The organism is Brachybacterium sacelli (genome assembly GCF_017876545.1).
Lineage (GTDB): Bacteria > Actinomycetota > Actinomycetes > Actinomycetales > Dermabacteraceae > Brachybacterium > Brachybacterium sacelli.
On sequence record NZ_JAGIOD010000001.1, the window covers coordinates 1,232,359 to 1,245,723 of the forward strand.

General features: G+C 70.5%; 16 protein-coding genes. 9 read left to right on the forward strand and 7 right to left on the reverse strand.

Annotated elements, in window-relative coordinates; translation table 11 throughout:
* Positions 1 to 92: 92 nt before the first annotated feature.
* The 3 genes from JOF43_RS05390 to upp all read right to left on the reverse strand — a co-directional run bounded on the left by JOF43_RS05390 (position 93) and on the right by upp (position 1,242).
* A complete protein-coding gene (locus JOF43_RS05390) occupies positions 93 to 254 on the reverse strand; it encodes a hypothetical protein (RefSeq protein ID WP_209900061.1) in 162 nt (53 codons plus the stop codon).
* A 110-nt stretch (positions 255 to 364) separates the two neighbouring features.
* Complete coding sequence (locus JOF43_RS05395) at positions 365 to 526, reverse strand: hypothetical protein (protein WP_209900063.1); 162 nt, start codon at positions 524 to 526, stop codon at positions 365 to 367.
* Positions 527 to 603: 77 nt separating this feature from the next.
* Positions 604 to 1,242, reverse strand: coding sequence for a uracil phosphoribosyltransferase (upp, locus tag JOF43_RS05400; RefSeq protein WP_209900064.1), 639 nt, complete (start codon positions 1,240 to 1,242; stop codon positions 604 to 606).
* Between the two features lie 142 nt (positions 1,243 to 1,384).
* Between upp and JOF43_RS05405 the strand changes: the two genes are divergently transcribed.
* From JOF43_RS05405 to JOF43_RS05415, 3 genes are read left to right on the forward strand one after another with little or no spacing between them, the layout of a single operon-like run.
* The gene (locus JOF43_RS05405) at positions 1,385 to 2,317 is read left to right on the forward strand and encodes a helix-turn-helix domain-containing protein (protein WP_209900066.1); all 933 of its coding nucleotides are present in this window, start codon (positions 1,385 to 1,387) and stop codon (positions 2,315 to 2,317) included.
* A 5-nt stretch (positions 2,318 to 2,322) separates the two neighbouring features.
* Entirely contained in the window at positions 2,323 to 2,880 is a 558-nt protein-coding gene (locus tag JOF43_RS05410; RefSeq protein ID WP_209900068.1) for a dihydrofolate reductase family protein, read from the forward strand.
* Between the two features lie 30 nt (positions 2,881 to 2,910).
* Positions 2,911 to 3,369, forward strand: a complete 459-nt coding sequence (locus JOF43_RS05415; RefSeq protein WP_209900070.1) for a nucleoside deaminase — start codon at positions 2,911 to 2,913, stop codon at positions 3,367 to 3,369.
* Positions 3,370 to 3,386: 17 nt separating this feature from the next.
* Here the strand turns inward: JOF43_RS05415 and JOF43_RS05420 are convergent, their stop codons facing one another.
* Positions 3,387 to 4,346, reverse strand: a complete 960-nt coding sequence (locus tag JOF43_RS05420) for a zinc-binding dehydrogenase (RefSeq protein ID WP_209900072.1) — start codon at positions 4,344 to 4,346, stop codon at positions 3,387 to 3,389.
* Between the two features lie 234 nt (positions 4,347 to 4,580).
* Here JOF43_RS05420 and JOF43_RS05425 point away from each other — a divergent pair, with 234 nt between their 5' ends.
* From JOF43_RS05425 to JOF43_RS05435, 3 genes are read left to right on the forward strand one after another with little or no spacing between them, the layout of a single operon-like run.
* Complete coding sequence (locus tag JOF43_RS05425) at positions 4,581 to 5,366, forward strand: ABC transporter ATP-binding protein (protein WP_209900074.1); 786 nt, start codon at positions 4,581 to 4,583, stop codon at positions 5,364 to 5,366.
* Complete coding sequence (locus JOF43_RS05430) at positions 5,363 to 6,211, forward strand: ABC transporter permease (protein ID WP_209900076.1); 849 nt, start codon at positions 5,363 to 5,365, stop codon at positions 6,209 to 6,211. The genes JOF43_RS05425 and JOF43_RS05430 overlap by 4 nt, the downstream gene beginning before the upstream one ends.
* Before the next feature lie 37 nt (positions 6,212 to 6,248).
* A complete protein-coding gene (locus JOF43_RS05435; RefSeq protein WP_209900078.1) occupies positions 6,249 to 7,274 on the forward strand; it encodes an ABC transporter substrate-binding protein in 1,026 nt (341 codons plus the stop codon).
* A gap of 1 nt (position 7,275) precedes the next feature.
* Here JOF43_RS05435 and JOF43_RS05440 read toward each other — a convergent pair whose 3' ends face one another.
* Positions 7,276 to 7,899 carry a response regulator transcription factor gene (locus tag JOF43_RS05440; protein ID WP_209900080.1) on the reverse strand — a complete coding sequence of 208 codons (624 nt, stop codon included), beginning with the start codon at positions 7,897 to 7,899 and terminating at the stop codon, positions 7,276 to 7,278.
* The gene (locus tag JOF43_RS23135) at positions 7,896 to 9,065 is read right to left on the reverse strand and encodes a sensor histidine kinase (protein ID WP_209900082.1); all 1,170 of its coding nucleotides are present in this window, start codon (positions 9,063 to 9,065) and stop codon (positions 7,896 to 7,898) included. The genes JOF43_RS05440 and JOF43_RS23135 overlap by 4 nt, the downstream gene beginning before the upstream one ends.
* A 209-nt stretch (positions 9,066 to 9,274) precedes the next feature.
* Between JOF43_RS23135 and JOF43_RS05450 the strand changes: the two genes are divergently transcribed.
* Positions 9,275 to 10,309: a DUF4037 domain-containing protein gene (locus JOF43_RS05450; RefSeq protein ID WP_209900084.1), complete on the forward strand. Its 1,035-nt coding sequence runs from the start codon at positions 9,275 to 9,277 to the stop codon at positions 10,307 to 10,309.
* A 16-nt stretch (positions 10,310 to 10,325) separates the two neighbouring features.
* Here JOF43_RS05450 and JOF43_RS05455 read toward each other — a convergent pair whose 3' ends face one another.
* A complete protein-coding gene (locus JOF43_RS05455; RefSeq protein ID WP_209900086.1) occupies positions 10,326 to 10,664 on the reverse strand; it encodes a winged helix-turn-helix transcriptional regulator in 339 nt (112 codons plus the stop codon).
* A 103-nt stretch (positions 10,665 to 10,767) separates the two neighbouring features.
* Between JOF43_RS05455 and JOF43_RS05460 the strand changes: the two genes are divergently transcribed.
* Both JOF43_RS05460 and JOF43_RS05465 read left to right on the forward strand, forming a co-directional pair.
* Complete coding sequence (locus JOF43_RS05460) at positions 10,768 to 11,616, forward strand: NAD(P)H-dependent oxidoreductase (RefSeq protein WP_245354022.1); 849 nt, start codon at positions 10,768 to 10,770, stop codon at positions 11,614 to 11,616.
* A gap of 53 nt (positions 11,617 to 11,669) precedes the next feature.
* Complete coding sequence (locus tag JOF43_RS05465; RefSeq protein ID WP_209900088.1) at positions 11,670 to 13,352, forward strand: ABC-F family ATP-binding cassette domain-containing protein; 1,683 nt, start codon at positions 11,670 to 11,672, stop codon at positions 13,350 to 13,352.
* Positions 13,353 to 13,365 lie beyond the last annotated feature (13 nt).

Sequence of the window (13,365 nt, forward strand, 5' to 3'; positions counted from 1 at the left end):
GCGGATCGTTCAGGGGTGTGCTCCCGGTAGCACCTGGAGCCCGCGCCTTCCGGCCGGCTCCTGTCAGCCGACCCCGGAGGTGTCTGGAGCGCTCAGAGGCTCGGCTGACGATGCATCATCGGCATCATCATCATGGACATCATCGGGCGCATCGCGGAGCGGACCACCCGGCGGGTGGTCTCGCAGCGCGTGGCGATCGACGTCATGCCCCAGAGCATGCCGGGTTCGGTCCCGAGGGGCAAGAAGGTGTTCACATTCCGATACGGCGCAGCACGAGCAGCGAGTCCTCATGGCGACTGTGCTGTCCGACCCGCGCTTCGGGCTCCGCCACGTCGAGGCGGCGCTGCTCGGCGGTGACCAGGGCCTATGACCGCTCGGGCAGGGCGAGCCCGGCGGCCTCCTCGCGTGCCGTGAGCGTCATGTCGTCCGGGGCCGCGTCCCCCTGGTGGTGGTGTGCGGTGGACCACGACGGCGGCGAGAGCGGGGCTGCCGTCGCGGCGAGGGCGGCGTCGCGCTCAGTCTTCACCCGCTCGTTGCTCCGGGTGTCGATCAGTCTGTGCTGCCTGGCTGATCTCCTGCCGCTCGTGCCTCGCAGCGCGTCGATCAGTCGACGACCCCGAAGAGGCGGTCGCCCGCATCCCCCAGGCCGGGCACGATGTAGCCGTTGTCGTCGAGCTTCTCGTCGACCGCTGCGGTGACGATGGTCAGGTCGATCGCCGGGTCGATCTGCTCCTCCATGGCCTTCAGACCTTCCGGGGCGGCCAGCAGGGTCACGCAGGTGATGTCCCGAGCCCCGCGCTCGTGGATGTACTCGCAGGCCGCGATGAGCGTGTGACCGGTGGCGAGCATCGGGTCCAGCACGAAGCACTGGCGGTCCGAGAGGTCCTCCGGCAGGCGGTTCGCGTAGGTGGTGACCTCGAGGGTCTCGTCGTTGCGGACCATGCCCAGGAAGCCGACCTCCGCGGTCGGCAGCAGCCGGGTGAGACCGTCGAGCATGCCGAGCCCGGCCCGCAGGATCGGCACCACCATCGGCTTGGGGTTGGTCAGGCGGGTGCCGGTCACCGTGGTCACCGGGGTCTCGATCTCCACCGGAGCGACGGCGACGTTGCGAGTCGCCTCGTACGCCAGCAGGGTCACCAGCTCGTCGGCGAGCTGGCGGAACACCGAGGAATGGGTGGCGCGATTGCGCAGCACCGACAGCTTGTGGGCAACGAGAGGGTGATCGATCTCCAGGACGCGCATGGGGGAGAATCTACCGGAGCACCCGGGCCGACGCGTCGTGCCCCGGGCGAGCCGTCCCCCGGCGAGGGGGTTCTCACGCCGCCGGCGAGAGTGCGCAAGTCCGGTCAAGCGGCGAGGGCCGTCGCCCGCGGATACTGGATCCATGAGCTCGACGGACCCGATGCGGCGCCTCCTGGACGCGGTGCTCGACGACCGCAACACCTCCCTCGACCAGATGGCCGCCGGGGCGCATCTCTCGCCGTTCCACTTTCATCGCACGGTGCGGTCCCGCGCGGGGGAGACGCCGGCGGCGATCCGTCGGCGCGTGGTCCTCGAGCAGGCCGCATGGACCCTGCAGGGCGGCGTCCCCGTCACGGAGGCGGCCTTCGCCGCCGGCTACGACTCCGTCGAGGGCTTCTCCCGGGCGTTCCGCCGTGCCTACGGCTGCGCCCCTTCGGACCTGCCGCCGCGTGCGGAGCGCGGGCACTGGCTGCCCTCACCCAACGGCATCCACTTCCATTCCCCGACGGTGCTGTACGTCGAGGCGGGCCGGATCCGCGAGCAGTCCTCGGGCGACGTGCTGGCCCTCCTGGTCGAGCACGATCTGGACGACATCGACGCCCTGCTCGAGCTGGCGCGGGACCTCCCGGAGCACGTCTACCGCGCGGTGCGGCTGCCCGGCAGCCTCCTGCGGGAGTGGGACGGTGCCGACGAGTCGATCGCGCAGGTGGTGCATCACCTCGTGGTCAGCAAGGAGCCGTGGCTCGCATCGATCGCGGGGGAGAGTGCCCCGGACCTCGGCGGCGCCGACGACGTCCCCGAGCTCCTCGCCCGGCACCATCGGACCTCCCCGCGCTGGCTGGCGATGGTGCGGGACGTGGAACGCCGCGGAGCCTGGCAGGACTCGATCATCGACGCGCTCTGCGATCCGCCCGAGTCGTTCCTGCTCTCCCAGATCGTCGCCCACGAGCTGACGTTCTCGACCCACCGTCGCCAGCTCCTGCGCTGGATGCTCGCCGACGCCGGCCTGACCCTCGATGCCCGACACCTCGACCCTGACCCCATCCTGTGGCACCGCAGGAAGATCGGAGAATGAGCACGATGACCCGCCCCACGTACCTCTACTACACCGCGACCACGCTCGACGGGTTCATCGCCGACGAGAACGACAGCCTCGACTGGCTGCTGTCCCAGCCGCTCGGCGAGGGCAGCCTGCTGGACTACGACACTTTCTACGCAGAGGTCGGCGCCCTGGTCATGGGCAGCACGACCTACGAGTGGGTCCTCCGCCACGAGGGCGGTTCCGGGGAAGGAGGGAGTGCATGGCCCTACGACAGACCGACCTTCGTGTTCTCCCACCGCGACCTCCAGCCCGTCACCGAGGACGTCACGATCCTCTCCGGCACCCCCGAGGAGCATCGCCCCGCCCTCGAAGCCGCGGCCGGGGACGGTGCCGTATGGATCGTCGGCGGCGGGGACCTCGTCGCCCAGTTCGCCCGCGCCGGCCTGCTCGACGAGGTCATGGTCTCGATCGCCCCGGTGACGCTCGGTGCCGGGCGGCCCCTGCTCGGCGGCCGCTTCGATCTGGAGCTGCGGGAGTACGGGCGCAATGAGGCCTTCCTCGAAGCTCGCTACGCCCTGGTGGGCGAGCGCGCATGAGGTGACCTGGCGGCGGGCGACAATGGCCCCATGACCGATGACGAGCTGATGGGCCTGGCGATCGACGAGGCGCGGGCGGCTGGCGCCCGAGAGCCGGCGGACGTGCCCATCGGCGCGGTCGTCGTCGGCCCCGACGGGCAGGTGCTCGCCACCGCCGGGAACCGCCGGGAGGCCGACGAGGACCCCACTGCCCACGCCGAGATCCTCGCCCTGCGCGCGGCGGCCCGGGAGACGGGTCGCTGGAACCTCACCGGCTGCACGCTCGCGGTCACCCTCGAGCCCTGCACCATGTGCGCCGGCGCGATCGTCCTGGCCCGAGTGCAGCGCCTGGTCGTCGGCGCCCCGGATCCCAAGGCCGGGGCCGCGGGGTCCCTGTTCGACCTGGTCCGCGAACCGCGGCTGAACCACCGGGTCGACCTGATCACGGGCGTGCGCGAGCGGGCGTGCGGAGATCTGCTGCGCGAGTTCTTCCGGGCCCGACGGACCTGAGGCGATGAGGTCGTCGATCACTCCGCGTACATCGCGATGAACCGGCCGATGACACCGCCCTCGCGGAGCTTGTCGATGGCCTCCGGGATGTCGGCGTGGGTGATGTGGTTGATCGGCGGGGTCAGCGAACCGTCCTTCATGAGCTCGTAGACGCCCGCGAAGTCCTCGCGCGTGCCGGACTTCGAGCCCTTGATCCGGAGCTGCTCGGTGATCAGGGGGTAGGTGTTGATGGTCGACTCGAGACGGCCCATGCCGACCTGGACCAGGGTGCCGAACTCGGCGAGGGTCTCGATCGCCTCAGAGGTCGTGGTGCCGAAGCCCGCGTAGTCGACGATGAGCTCGAGGCGCTCGTCCCGGAAGGCGGTGATGCTTTCGGCGACCTCGACCAGTCCGATCTCGTCCTTCAGCTCGCGGGTCTTCGGAGTGACCTCGGCGCCGTACACCTCTGCTCCCAGGAGCGAGGCCACGCGGGCGCCGATGTACCCGAGGCCGCCGAGGCCGATGACCCCGATCTTCATGCCGGCCTTCGCGCCGCCCACTGCGACCATGGCGTGATAGGCGGTCAAACCGGCGTCGGTCGCCATGGCGCCGAGGTCGAAGGGGACCTCGTCGGGCAGGGCGACCAGGTTGAACTCGGTGGCCCGGATCTTCTGCTGGAAGCCGCCGTCCCAGGCGCCGTAGCCGAGCGCGTCACCTTCCTCGGTCAGGGGTGAGAGGCCGACGCGGTCGCCGACGTTCCACGCCTCCATGCCCTCGCCGACCTCGGTGATGACGCCCGCGGACTCGTGGCCCATGGTGCGGGGGAGGCCCTTCCGGAAGAGCGTCATCCAACCGGGATCGTCCAGGGTCGAGACGTCGGAGTGGCAGACGCCGGTCGCCTTGACCTCGACGATGACCTCGCCCGGTCCTGCCGTCGGCTCCTCCACCTCGTGGAGTGCGAGGGGCTTGCCCGTGCCTTCGAACTGCCATGCCTTCATGGGAACTCCTTCTCTTCCTCGGGGGCGTCCTCGCCCCGGGATGTCCTTGCCATCCTAGATATAGTTCAGCATTAAAGGAAATGAGGTGGCGTGCGGCCGATGGGGAGTCCGTGTCGTGGGAAGCACGGGATGATCTGTCGCCGTTTGCCTACAGTGGTGCCGTCCCGTTCCCACCCGTCCCGAGTGCCGCACCGCCTGCCGTCGACTCCGCCGCTGGACGGTGGAGGAGTGCCCATGCAATCAGCCGACCAGGCGACCGTCGTCGCACAGGACGTCTCGAAGGTCTTCTTCTCCGGCGCCGAGCCCGTCTGGGCCCTCGAGGACTTCTCGCTGACCCTCGAACCCGGATCCTTCACCTGCATCGTCGGCCCCTCGGGCTGCGGCAAGTCGACCTTCTTGCGCATCCTCGGCGGACTCGAGGAGCGCACCGTCGGCGAGGTCGCCACGAGCGGCGCCGAGCATCCCGTGCCCGCGGCATTCGTGTTCCAGGAGCATGGCGTCTTCCCCTGGATGACCGTGCTGGACAACGTCGCCTTCGGCCTGCGGATGACCGGGGTGGGAGCACGGGAGCGAGAGGACGTCGCTCGTGACTGGCTGCAGCGGGTGCGCTTGGAGAGCTTCGCCGGCTCCTACCCGCATCAGCTCTCCGGCGGCATGCGCCAGCGCGTCGCGATCGCCCGCGCCTTCGCCACCGGCTCGCCGGTGCTGCTCATGGACGAGCCGCTCGGCGCCCTCGACGCCCAGACCCGCATGCTCATGCAGGAGGAGCTCGTCGCCCTGTGGGAGCAGGAGCGCAAGACCGTCCTGATGGTCACGCACGACATCGACGAGGCGATCATCCTGGGCGACCGCATCATCGTCATGTCCGGACGACCTGGCACCCTGCGCGAGGACATCACCGTCCCCTTCGAACGACCCCGTTGCGTCGACATCGAGCGCACCCGCGAGTTCGGCGAGCTGCGCTCGCGGATCTGGAACCTGCTCCGGGACGACGTCCGCACCGCCGAGGAGTCCGCATGAGTTCCGCCGCCGCCGCGTCCCGTCCGGCCGACCGCGAGCAGCGCACGCTCGAGGCGGCCCGGGCCCATCGGGCTCAGGAGAAGCGCCTGCGCTCCCGTGACCTCGCACTCTCGATCGCCGCCCCGATCGTGCTGATCGTGCTGTGGGAGGTGTGCGCCAGGGCCCTGATCATTGACCCGCGGTTCTTCCCGCCGCCGACCCGAATCCTCGCCGCGGGCGCGGAGATGATCCGCAGCGGCGAGCTGTGGAAGCACACCGGCCCCACCCTCATGCGCCTGGTGGTCGGGGGCGGTCTCGGCGCGATCGTCGGCATCGTGGTCGGTCTGCTGATGGGATCCTCCCGCGCACTGAACGCTGCGCTGGGCCCGCTGTTTTCGGCGCTGTACCCGCTGCCCAAGATCGCGATCTTCCCGATCCTGCTGATGATCTTCGGGCCCACCGAGCTGCCCAAGATCATCGCCGTGTTCATCACGACGTTCTTCATCATGCAGATCAACACGGTCTCGGGCGTCTGGGCGATCGATCGGAAGCTGCTCGAGGCCGGGTCGGCCTACGGCGCCACCGGGTTCGCCCGCTTCCGCTTCGTGGTGCTCCCCGGGGCGATGCCCTTCGTGTTCTCCGGGCTGAGGACCGCCACCGGCACCGCGGTCGTCGTGGTCACCGCCGTCGAGTTCACCGGTGCCTCCACCACCGGACTCGGCTATCTGATCTGGAACTCCTGGCAGTTGTTCATCCCGGAGAAGCTGTACGTGGGCCTGCTGGTGATCGGCATCATCGGCGCGGTCCTGACCACCCTGCTCAGCCGATCGGAGAAGCTGCTGCTGCCCTGGCGCCGCAGCAGCTGAACCCGCCACCGCCATCCCTCCGTCCTAGGAACCCCTCATGCGACGACGCACCCTCCTGTCCCTCGCCTCCGCCTCCGCCGTCGGGGGAGTGCTGGCCTCCTGCGGCCCGGCCATCACCGGCGAGGAGTCCGACACCAGATCGGGCTCCGGCGACGGCACCGTCCGCGTCGGTCACGTGCCGTCCTCCCTGTTCGCGCCGGTGTATGTCGCCGACGCGATGGGCTACTTCGAGGACGAGGGCATCACCCTCGAGCTCACGCCGTTGAAATCCGGTCAGGACGGCATCCCGATGCTGTCCAACGACCAGCTCGACGTGATGGCCGCCGGGTTCAGCGCCGGCATGTTCAACGCCCTCGACCAGGGGCTCACCTTCAAGGTCGTCGGCTCCATGGGGATCTCCCCGGGCGACCCCGAGAAATCGCCCACCGCGCTCGAGGTGAGCCAGGAGCTGATCGACGACGGCGCGGTCACCTCGGTCGCCGACCTCGAAGGTCGCAAGGTCGCTGTGGCGGGAGGCCCGGGCGCCACCGGCGGCTACCTGCTCGCGGCGATGCTCGAGGAGGGCGGACTGACACTGAACGACGTCGAGGTCTCCAACCTCTCCACCCCCGACCAGGAGCCCGCGCTCACCAACGGCTCCGTCGAGGCCGCCACCCCGTCGGCCCCGTTCTCCACGGCCATGGAGGAGGCCGGCGTCGCCTCCCCGCTCGCGGTGCCGAAGGAGGGAACCACCGGCACCGGGGTGCTGTACTCCGAGACCTTCCTGGCCGCCGACCTCGCCCAGCCCTTCTTTACCGCGCTCGCCAAGGGGGCGAAGGAGCTCGCTGCCGACGGGAAGCAGACCGACGAGGTCTACCAGATCCTCGCCGACACCTTGGGGCAGGAGATCGAGGTGCTGAAAGCGTCACCGATGTATTCCTACCTGCCCGACCTCGCGCCGCAGCCCGAGCAGCTCGCGGCCATGCAGTCGGCGTGGATCGAGGCGGGCCAGATCACCTACACGGAGCCGATCGACGTCGCCACCGTGGTCGCGGCGAGCTTCGCCGAGGGAGCTGCCGGCTGAGTCAGATCCAGCCCTGCCGGCGTGCGAGCGCTACCGCCTCGTGACGGTTCCCCGCCTGCAGCTTCGCCTGTGCGCTGGAGAGATAGTTGCGCACCGTGCCCTCGGCCAGGTGCGCGCGGCGCGCGATCTGCTCCACGGCGGCGCCGTCGGCCGCGTACTCGAGGACGTCGGCCTCCCGTGGGGTCAGTGGGGAGTCCCCCGAGGAGATGGTCTCCGCGGCGAGCTCCGGGTCGATCACCCGGCGCCCGGTGGCCACCGAGCGCACCGCGCGGGCGAGCTGATCGGCCGAGGTGGTCTTGGGCAGGAAGCCGAGCACGCCCTGGGCCAGGGCCCGCTTGAGGTAGCCGGGGCGAGCGTGCGAGGTGAGGATCAGGCAGCGAGTGGCGGGGGAGACCTCGGCGAGGCGGGTGCAGATCTCGAGGCCGTCGCCGTCGGGCAGTTGCAGGTCCACCACCGCCACGTCGGGCTGTTCGCCGCGCGCCAGGGCGATCCCGGCCGCGACCGTCGCGGCCTCCCCGCGGACGTCGAGGTCGTCCTCGAGGGAGAGCATCGTGGCCAGTGCGGAGCGGATCAGGTTCTCGTCGTCGACGAGGATCACGCGCAGTGGAGCGGGACTCTCGGTCATCGGGGACCTCCGGTGGTGTCGAAGCGGACGTCGAGCGTGAAGGTGTCGTCCTCGCGGCGGACGGTCAGGGCGGAGGCGGCATGGAGGCGTTCGCGCATTCCGGTCAGGCCGCTGCCCTCGTGCACGGACCCGGTGCCGTGGGCTCCGTCGTTGACCAGGGTGATGCCGTGCGTGTCCAGGGCGATGGTGACGGCGGTGGCGTCGGCATGGCGCAGGATGTTGGTGCCGCCCTCGCGCAGCACCCAGGCGGCGGTGTCCGCCAGTGCGGGCGGGACGTCCTCGGCGTCCCCGTCGACCGTGACCCGCACGTGCGCGGAGCGCAGCAGGGACGCGGTGCCGCGCAGCTCGGTGGCGAGGTCCGCCTCCCGGTACCCGCGCACCAGAGCGCGGATCTCGGCGAGGGAGGCGCGGGCGATCTGGGCGGCTTCGCGGCCGTGCTCGGCGGCGCGGGGGTCCTCCCGCTCGGCCAGCTGCGCCACCAGCTCGGACTTCACGGCGATCACCGAGAGATCTCGTCCGGTGACATCGTGCAGGTCGCGGGCGAAACGCAGACGCTCCTCGGCGACGGCGAGCTGGGTCTGGGCCTCACGGGCCTCATCGAGCTCGCGCACCATCGCGGCCAGCCACAGGGAGAGCCGGATCGTGAGCACGGCGGCCACGACGAGCAGCCCGCAGCCCAGCGCGGCAGGTGCCTCCTGCTCCAGCAGCAGCACGAGAGCCGCGAGGAGCACAGCACCGAGGCATCCGATCTCCCACCGCCACCGCATGACGACGACGATGGTCAGCAGCGCGAGCGAGACGAGCAACAGGCGGAGATCCGCACCGGTCACCAGCACCATCACCGCGATCACACCCGTGACCGCGGCGGTGACCAGCAGGGATACGTCCGCCGTCAGGCGGCCGACCCGGGGCAGGTCCCAGCGGTCCCGACCGATGGGGGAGTCGGCCGCGGACCAGGTCGCGAGCGCCCGCGAGCCCGACCAGGCTCCGATCGCGATCTGCGCGACGAGCACCGTGGTCGCGAACGGGTGGACGGCGAGCACGACCGGGATCCGTATGCCGAGGAACATCGCCGTGGCCAACGGGACGACCACCAGCACACCGACGAGCGACCACGCCGTGTAGAGGTAGAAGGCACTCCATTGGCGACCGGTGGGGGTGTTCACGTCTGTCCTCTCGCGGAGGCCGGCGCGGCGGACGACCTGGTCGGGAGCCTATCGGAGGGGCGTGCGGTGGATGATGCCTCCATCCTCCCGGAATCCGTCGCCGACCAGTAGGGCGCCGGGGCATCGGTCGCCCATGAGAAATGTCAGCGGTCGTCGGCACGTCCGATATTCCCGTGCCCCGGTCTGCCGTCGTGCTTAAGCTCGCCCGCATGGCTGACTTCGTCCCCGGACTGGATCTGGCCCGGAGCCTCTACGAGGAGATCGTGGCTCCCCTGGTCGACCGTCCCCATGCCGCCTGTCTCCTCGGGGAGGGTTCGGAGGTGCAGGGCTTCGACGACGAGCGGTCACGCGATCACGAATGGGGACCGCGCCTGCAGCTGTTCGTCGACGTCCCCGACGTCGACCGGGTCGCCCGCGCGGTCCGCGCATCCCTGCCCGCGCAGCACCGGGGGCATCCGACCAGCTGGTTCTCCCTGGACACGGGCCGGGTCACCGACCACCTCGAGATCACCACGCTCGCCCTGTGGATGTCGACCCGGCTGCCGGCGGTCCCGCCCGCCCCGGCGGGTCCCGCGGACTGGCTCGCCATTCCTCAGCAGCACCTGCGCCAGCTCATCGCCGGGGAGGTGTTCCATGACGACCTGCAGGACGTGACGCGGCTGCGCGAGGGCCTCGCCTGGTACCCGACCGACGTCTGGCGGTGGATGCTCGCCTGTCAGTGGCATCTGATCGGCCAGGTCCTCCCGCTGCTCGCCCGCACCCGGGAGACCTCCGACCGCCGTGGCACGCGTCTGCTCTCCGCGCGGTTGACTGAGCTGATGATGGAGATGGCGTTCCTGCAGGAGCGCCAGTACCGGCCCTATGCGAAGTGGTTCGGTCGCGCCTTCGAGAGCCTCGGCGCCGCCCGGGACCTCGGCCCGCTCCTGGACGCGGGCGACGAGGCGACGGACCGGGCACTCCTGCTCCTCGGGCAGCGGCACGACGAACTCGGCATCACGGACCGCGTCGGCCCGCGGATCGAGCCGTTCGCGGTGGGGATCGCCGACGCCGTGCGCCCGTACCCGGTGCTGAACACTCCCGAGTACATCGAGGCGAGCGTCGCCTCGATCGGGGATCGAGCACTGCGCGACCTGCCGCGGGTGGGCTCGATCGACCAGCTCACCCACGCCGACGACACCCTGATCACCTTCACCGACTGGCCGGCCGCTCTCGCCGACCGGTACCGCGGCCAGCTCTCCTCCTGAGGGCTCGTCGGTGGGTTCAGGACTCGAGGCGTTCCTCGATCCTCCGGCCCCACGTGTTCATGGCCTCGACGATGTCCTCGAGGGTGAGACCGAGCTCGGTCACGGAGTATTCGACCCGCGGTGGCACCTCGGGGTGGACGGTGCGGGCGAGGATCCCGTCGATCTCGAGTTCGCGCAGCTGCCGGGTGAGCGTGCGCTCGCTGACACCGGTCAGTTCCCGGCGCAGCGCGGAGGTTCGCAGCGTGCCGTGCTCCAGGAGGGCGTTCACGATCGAGAGCTTCCACGATCCGCCGAGCACGGCTACCGCGACCTCCACCGGGCACACGCGCCGAGCCTGCTGAACGACTGGTCTCATCGTCGTCTCCTGGGTCGGGACGGCCGCTGACGGCCGAGGATGGCCGTACCGGACCGGATTGTCAGTACTTCACAAGTCTACGATCTCGCGTCACGCTCGTGCCATGACCGCACGAGACATGACCGATCCAGACATGACCGAACCGGACAAGACCGCACGTCACCTCACGACCGCGCACCGCGTCCTCTGGGTCAGCGCCCATCCCTCGCGGGAATCCCTGACCGTGCATCTGCGCGAGGAGGGCATCGCTCACCTGCGAGCCCGCGGCGTCGAGGTGGTCGAATCGGATCTCTACGCCATGGGCTGGGATCCCGTCCTCGCACCGGAGCCGTTCGCCCGGGACGGCGAGCCGTTCCATCCCGTCTCCTCCGTGCGTCGCGCCTATCTCGAGCAGCGACTGCCCGAGGACATCGCCCAGGAGCAGGAGAAGCTGCGCGGCATCGACGCGCTCGTGCTGCAGTTCCCGCTGTGGTGGTACGGGATGCCGGCCATCATGAAGGGCTGGTTCGATCGGGTCTTCCATTCCGGGTTCGCCTTCGGCACGGACCCCGTCAGCGGCGAGCGTCTGCGCTTCGAGAACGGTCCCTTCCGCGGCGTGCGCGCCCTTACCGCGATCACCCTCGGCGATCGCCCGGGAGCGATCGGACCTCGCGGCAAGAGCGGCGAGTTCCACCAGCTCATGTTCGGGCTGCTGCACGGGACCCTCGCCTACACGGGGTTGGACGTGCTGGCCCCGTTCGCCGTCCCCGGCGCCGATCACCTCAGGGGCGATGACGTGCCCGAGGTGGCCGAGCGGCTGCGTCGCAGGCTGGACGGGCTCTACGCCGAACCGCCCATCGCCTACCGGCCGCAGTTCACCGGCGAGTACACCGAGGAATGGGAGCTGGCCGATCACGTCCGGCCCGGGGAGAGCGGCCTCGACGTGCACATCCGTCGGCCCGACGAGCCCTGAGGCACCGACAATTCCCATGACGTGACGGGCGAGGATGGGATAGACCTGGGCGCATGGCACACCTCGACATCGCGGGCATCGACTACACGCTGGCCGACGGCCGGCCGCTGCTGAGCGACGTCTCCTTCCGGGTGGGGGAGGGGGCGCGCATCGCCCTCATCGGTGCCAACGGTGCGGGCAAGACCACCCTGCTGCGCATCGTCATGGGCGACCTGGCCCCGGATGCCGGCGCCGTCACCCGGAACGGATCGCTGGGCATCATGCGCCAGTTCCTCTCCGGCGGCACGGTGCGCGACCTGCTGCTGGCGGTGTCGCCGCCCGGCATCCGGAAAGCCGCCGCGGCCCTGGACCGGGCCGAGCGCGCGATGGCCGCGATGCCGGAGACCGCCTCGACCGCTGCCCAGATGGAGTACGCGACGGCCCTGGCGACCTGGGGAGAGGCCGGTGGCTACGAGGCCGAGGTGCTGTGGGACGTCTGCACCATCGCGGCGCTCGGCGCCACCTTCGAGGGCTGCCGGGACCGGTCCGTCCAGTCGCTCTCGGGCGGGGAGCAGAAGCGGCTCGCCCTCGAGGCCCTGCTGCGCGGCCGGGACGAGATGCTGCTGCTGGACGAGCCGGACAACTTCCTGGACGTGCCCGGCAAGCGCTGGCTCGAGGAACAGCTGGTGGAGTCCGGCAAGAGCGTGCTGTACGTCAGCCACGACCGCGAGCTGCTGGCCCGCACCGCGAGCGGCATCGTCACGCTCGAGCTGGGCGCCGCCGGGAACACCTCCTGGGTGCATCCGGGCGGTTTCGCGAGCTACCAGGAAGCGCGCGAGACGCGGTTCGAGCGCCTCGAGGAGCAGCGGCGGCGGTGGGACGAGGAACACGCGAAGCTGCGGGCCCTGGTGCAGATGTACAAGCAGAAGGCCGCCTACAACTCCGACATGACCTCGAGGTACCGGGCGGCGCAGACGCGGCTGGCCCGCTTCGAGGAGGCCGGACCGCCCGAGATGCAGCCGCGGGAGCAGAAGCTCGGCATGCGACTGCGCGGCGGCCGCACCGGCAAGCGCGCGGTGATCTGCGAAGGGCTCGAGCTGACCGACTTGATGCTCCCCTTCGATCTCGAGGTGCGGTTCGGGGACCGCCTCGCCGTGCTCGGCTCCAACGGCTCGGGCAAGTCCCACTTCCTGCGCCTGCTCGCCGCCGGGGGCTCCGATCCCGCACCCGAGCACCTGCCGGTCTCGGACGTGCCGATCGACCCCGTGGAGCACACCGGCACGGCCCGTCTCGGGGCCAGGGTGCGCCCCGGCTGGTTCGCCCAGACCCATGGACGGGCCGACCTCTCGGGCCGGTCCCTGCTGTCGATCCTGCACCGCGGCGACGAGCACCGCGCCGGCAGGCCGCGGGAGGAGGCTGCGCGGGTGCTGGCCCGGTACGAGCTCGCCCGCGCTGCCGAGCAGACCTTCGACTCCCTCTCCGGGGGCCAGCAGGCACGATTCCAGATCCTCCTGCTCGAGCTCGGCGGTGCGACCCTGCTGCTGCTCGATGAGCCCACCGACAATCTCGACCTGGAATCTGCCGACGCGCTCCAGCAGGCGCTCGACACCTTCGAGGGGACCGTCATCGCCGTCACCCACGACCGCTGGTTCGTGCGGGACTTCGACCGGTTCCTGGTCTTCGGCGGCGACGCGGAGGTCTACGAGTCCGACGCGCCCGTCTGGGACGAGTCCCGGGTGACGCGCGCCCGGGCGTGACCGCGTCCACACC

Bases quoted from the DNA above. Each gene is read 5' to 3' on its own strand.
- upp (WP_209900064.1), bottom strand. From the start codon at position 1,242: ATGCGCGTCCTGGAGATCGATCACCCTCTCGTTGCCCACAAGCTGTCG.
- JOF43_RS05405 (WP_209900066.1), top strand. From the start codon at position 1,385: ATGAGCTCGACGGACCCGATGCGGCGCCTCCTGGACGCGGTGCTCGAC.
- JOF43_RS05410 (WP_209900068.1), top strand. From the start codon at position 2,323: ATGACCCGCCCCACGTACCTCTACTACACCGCGACCACGCTCGACGGG.
- JOF43_RS05415 (WP_209900070.1), top strand. From the start codon at position 2,911: ATGACCGATGACGAGCTGATGGGCCTGGCGATCGACGAGGCGCGGGCG.
- JOF43_RS05420 (WP_209900072.1), bottom strand. From the start codon at position 4,346: ATGAAGGCATGGCAGTTCGAAGGCACGGGCAAGCCCCTCGCACTCCAC.
- JOF43_RS05425 (WP_209900074.1), top strand. From the start codon at position 4,581: ATGCAATCAGCCGACCAGGCGACCGTCGTCGCACAGGACGTCTCGAAG.
- JOF43_RS05430 (WP_209900076.1), top strand. From the start codon at position 5,363: ATGAGTTCCGCCGCCGCCGCGTCCCGTCCGGCCGACCGCGAGCAGCGC.
- JOF43_RS05435 (WP_209900078.1), top strand. From the start codon at position 6,249: ATGCGACGACGCACCCTCCTGTCCCTCGCCTCCGCCTCCGCCGTCGGG.
- JOF43_RS05440 (WP_209900080.1), bottom strand. From the start codon at position 7,899: ATGACCGAGAGTCCCGCTCCACTGCGCGTGATCCTCGTCGACGACGAG.
- JOF43_RS05450 (WP_209900084.1), top strand. From the start codon at position 9,275: ATGGCTGACTTCGTCCCCGGACTGGATCTGGCCCGGAGCCTCTACGAG.
- JOF43_RS05455 (WP_209900086.1), bottom strand. From the start codon at position 10,664: ATGAGACCAGTCGTTCAGCAGGCTCGGCGCGTGTGCCCGGTGGAGGTC.
- JOF43_RS05460 (WP_245354022.1), top strand. From the start codon at position 10,768: ATGACCGCACGAGACATGACCGATCCAGACATGACCGAACCGGACAAG.
- JOF43_RS05465 (WP_209900088.1), top strand. From the start codon at position 11,670: ATGGCACACCTCGACATCGCGGGCATCGACTACACGCTGGCCGACGGC.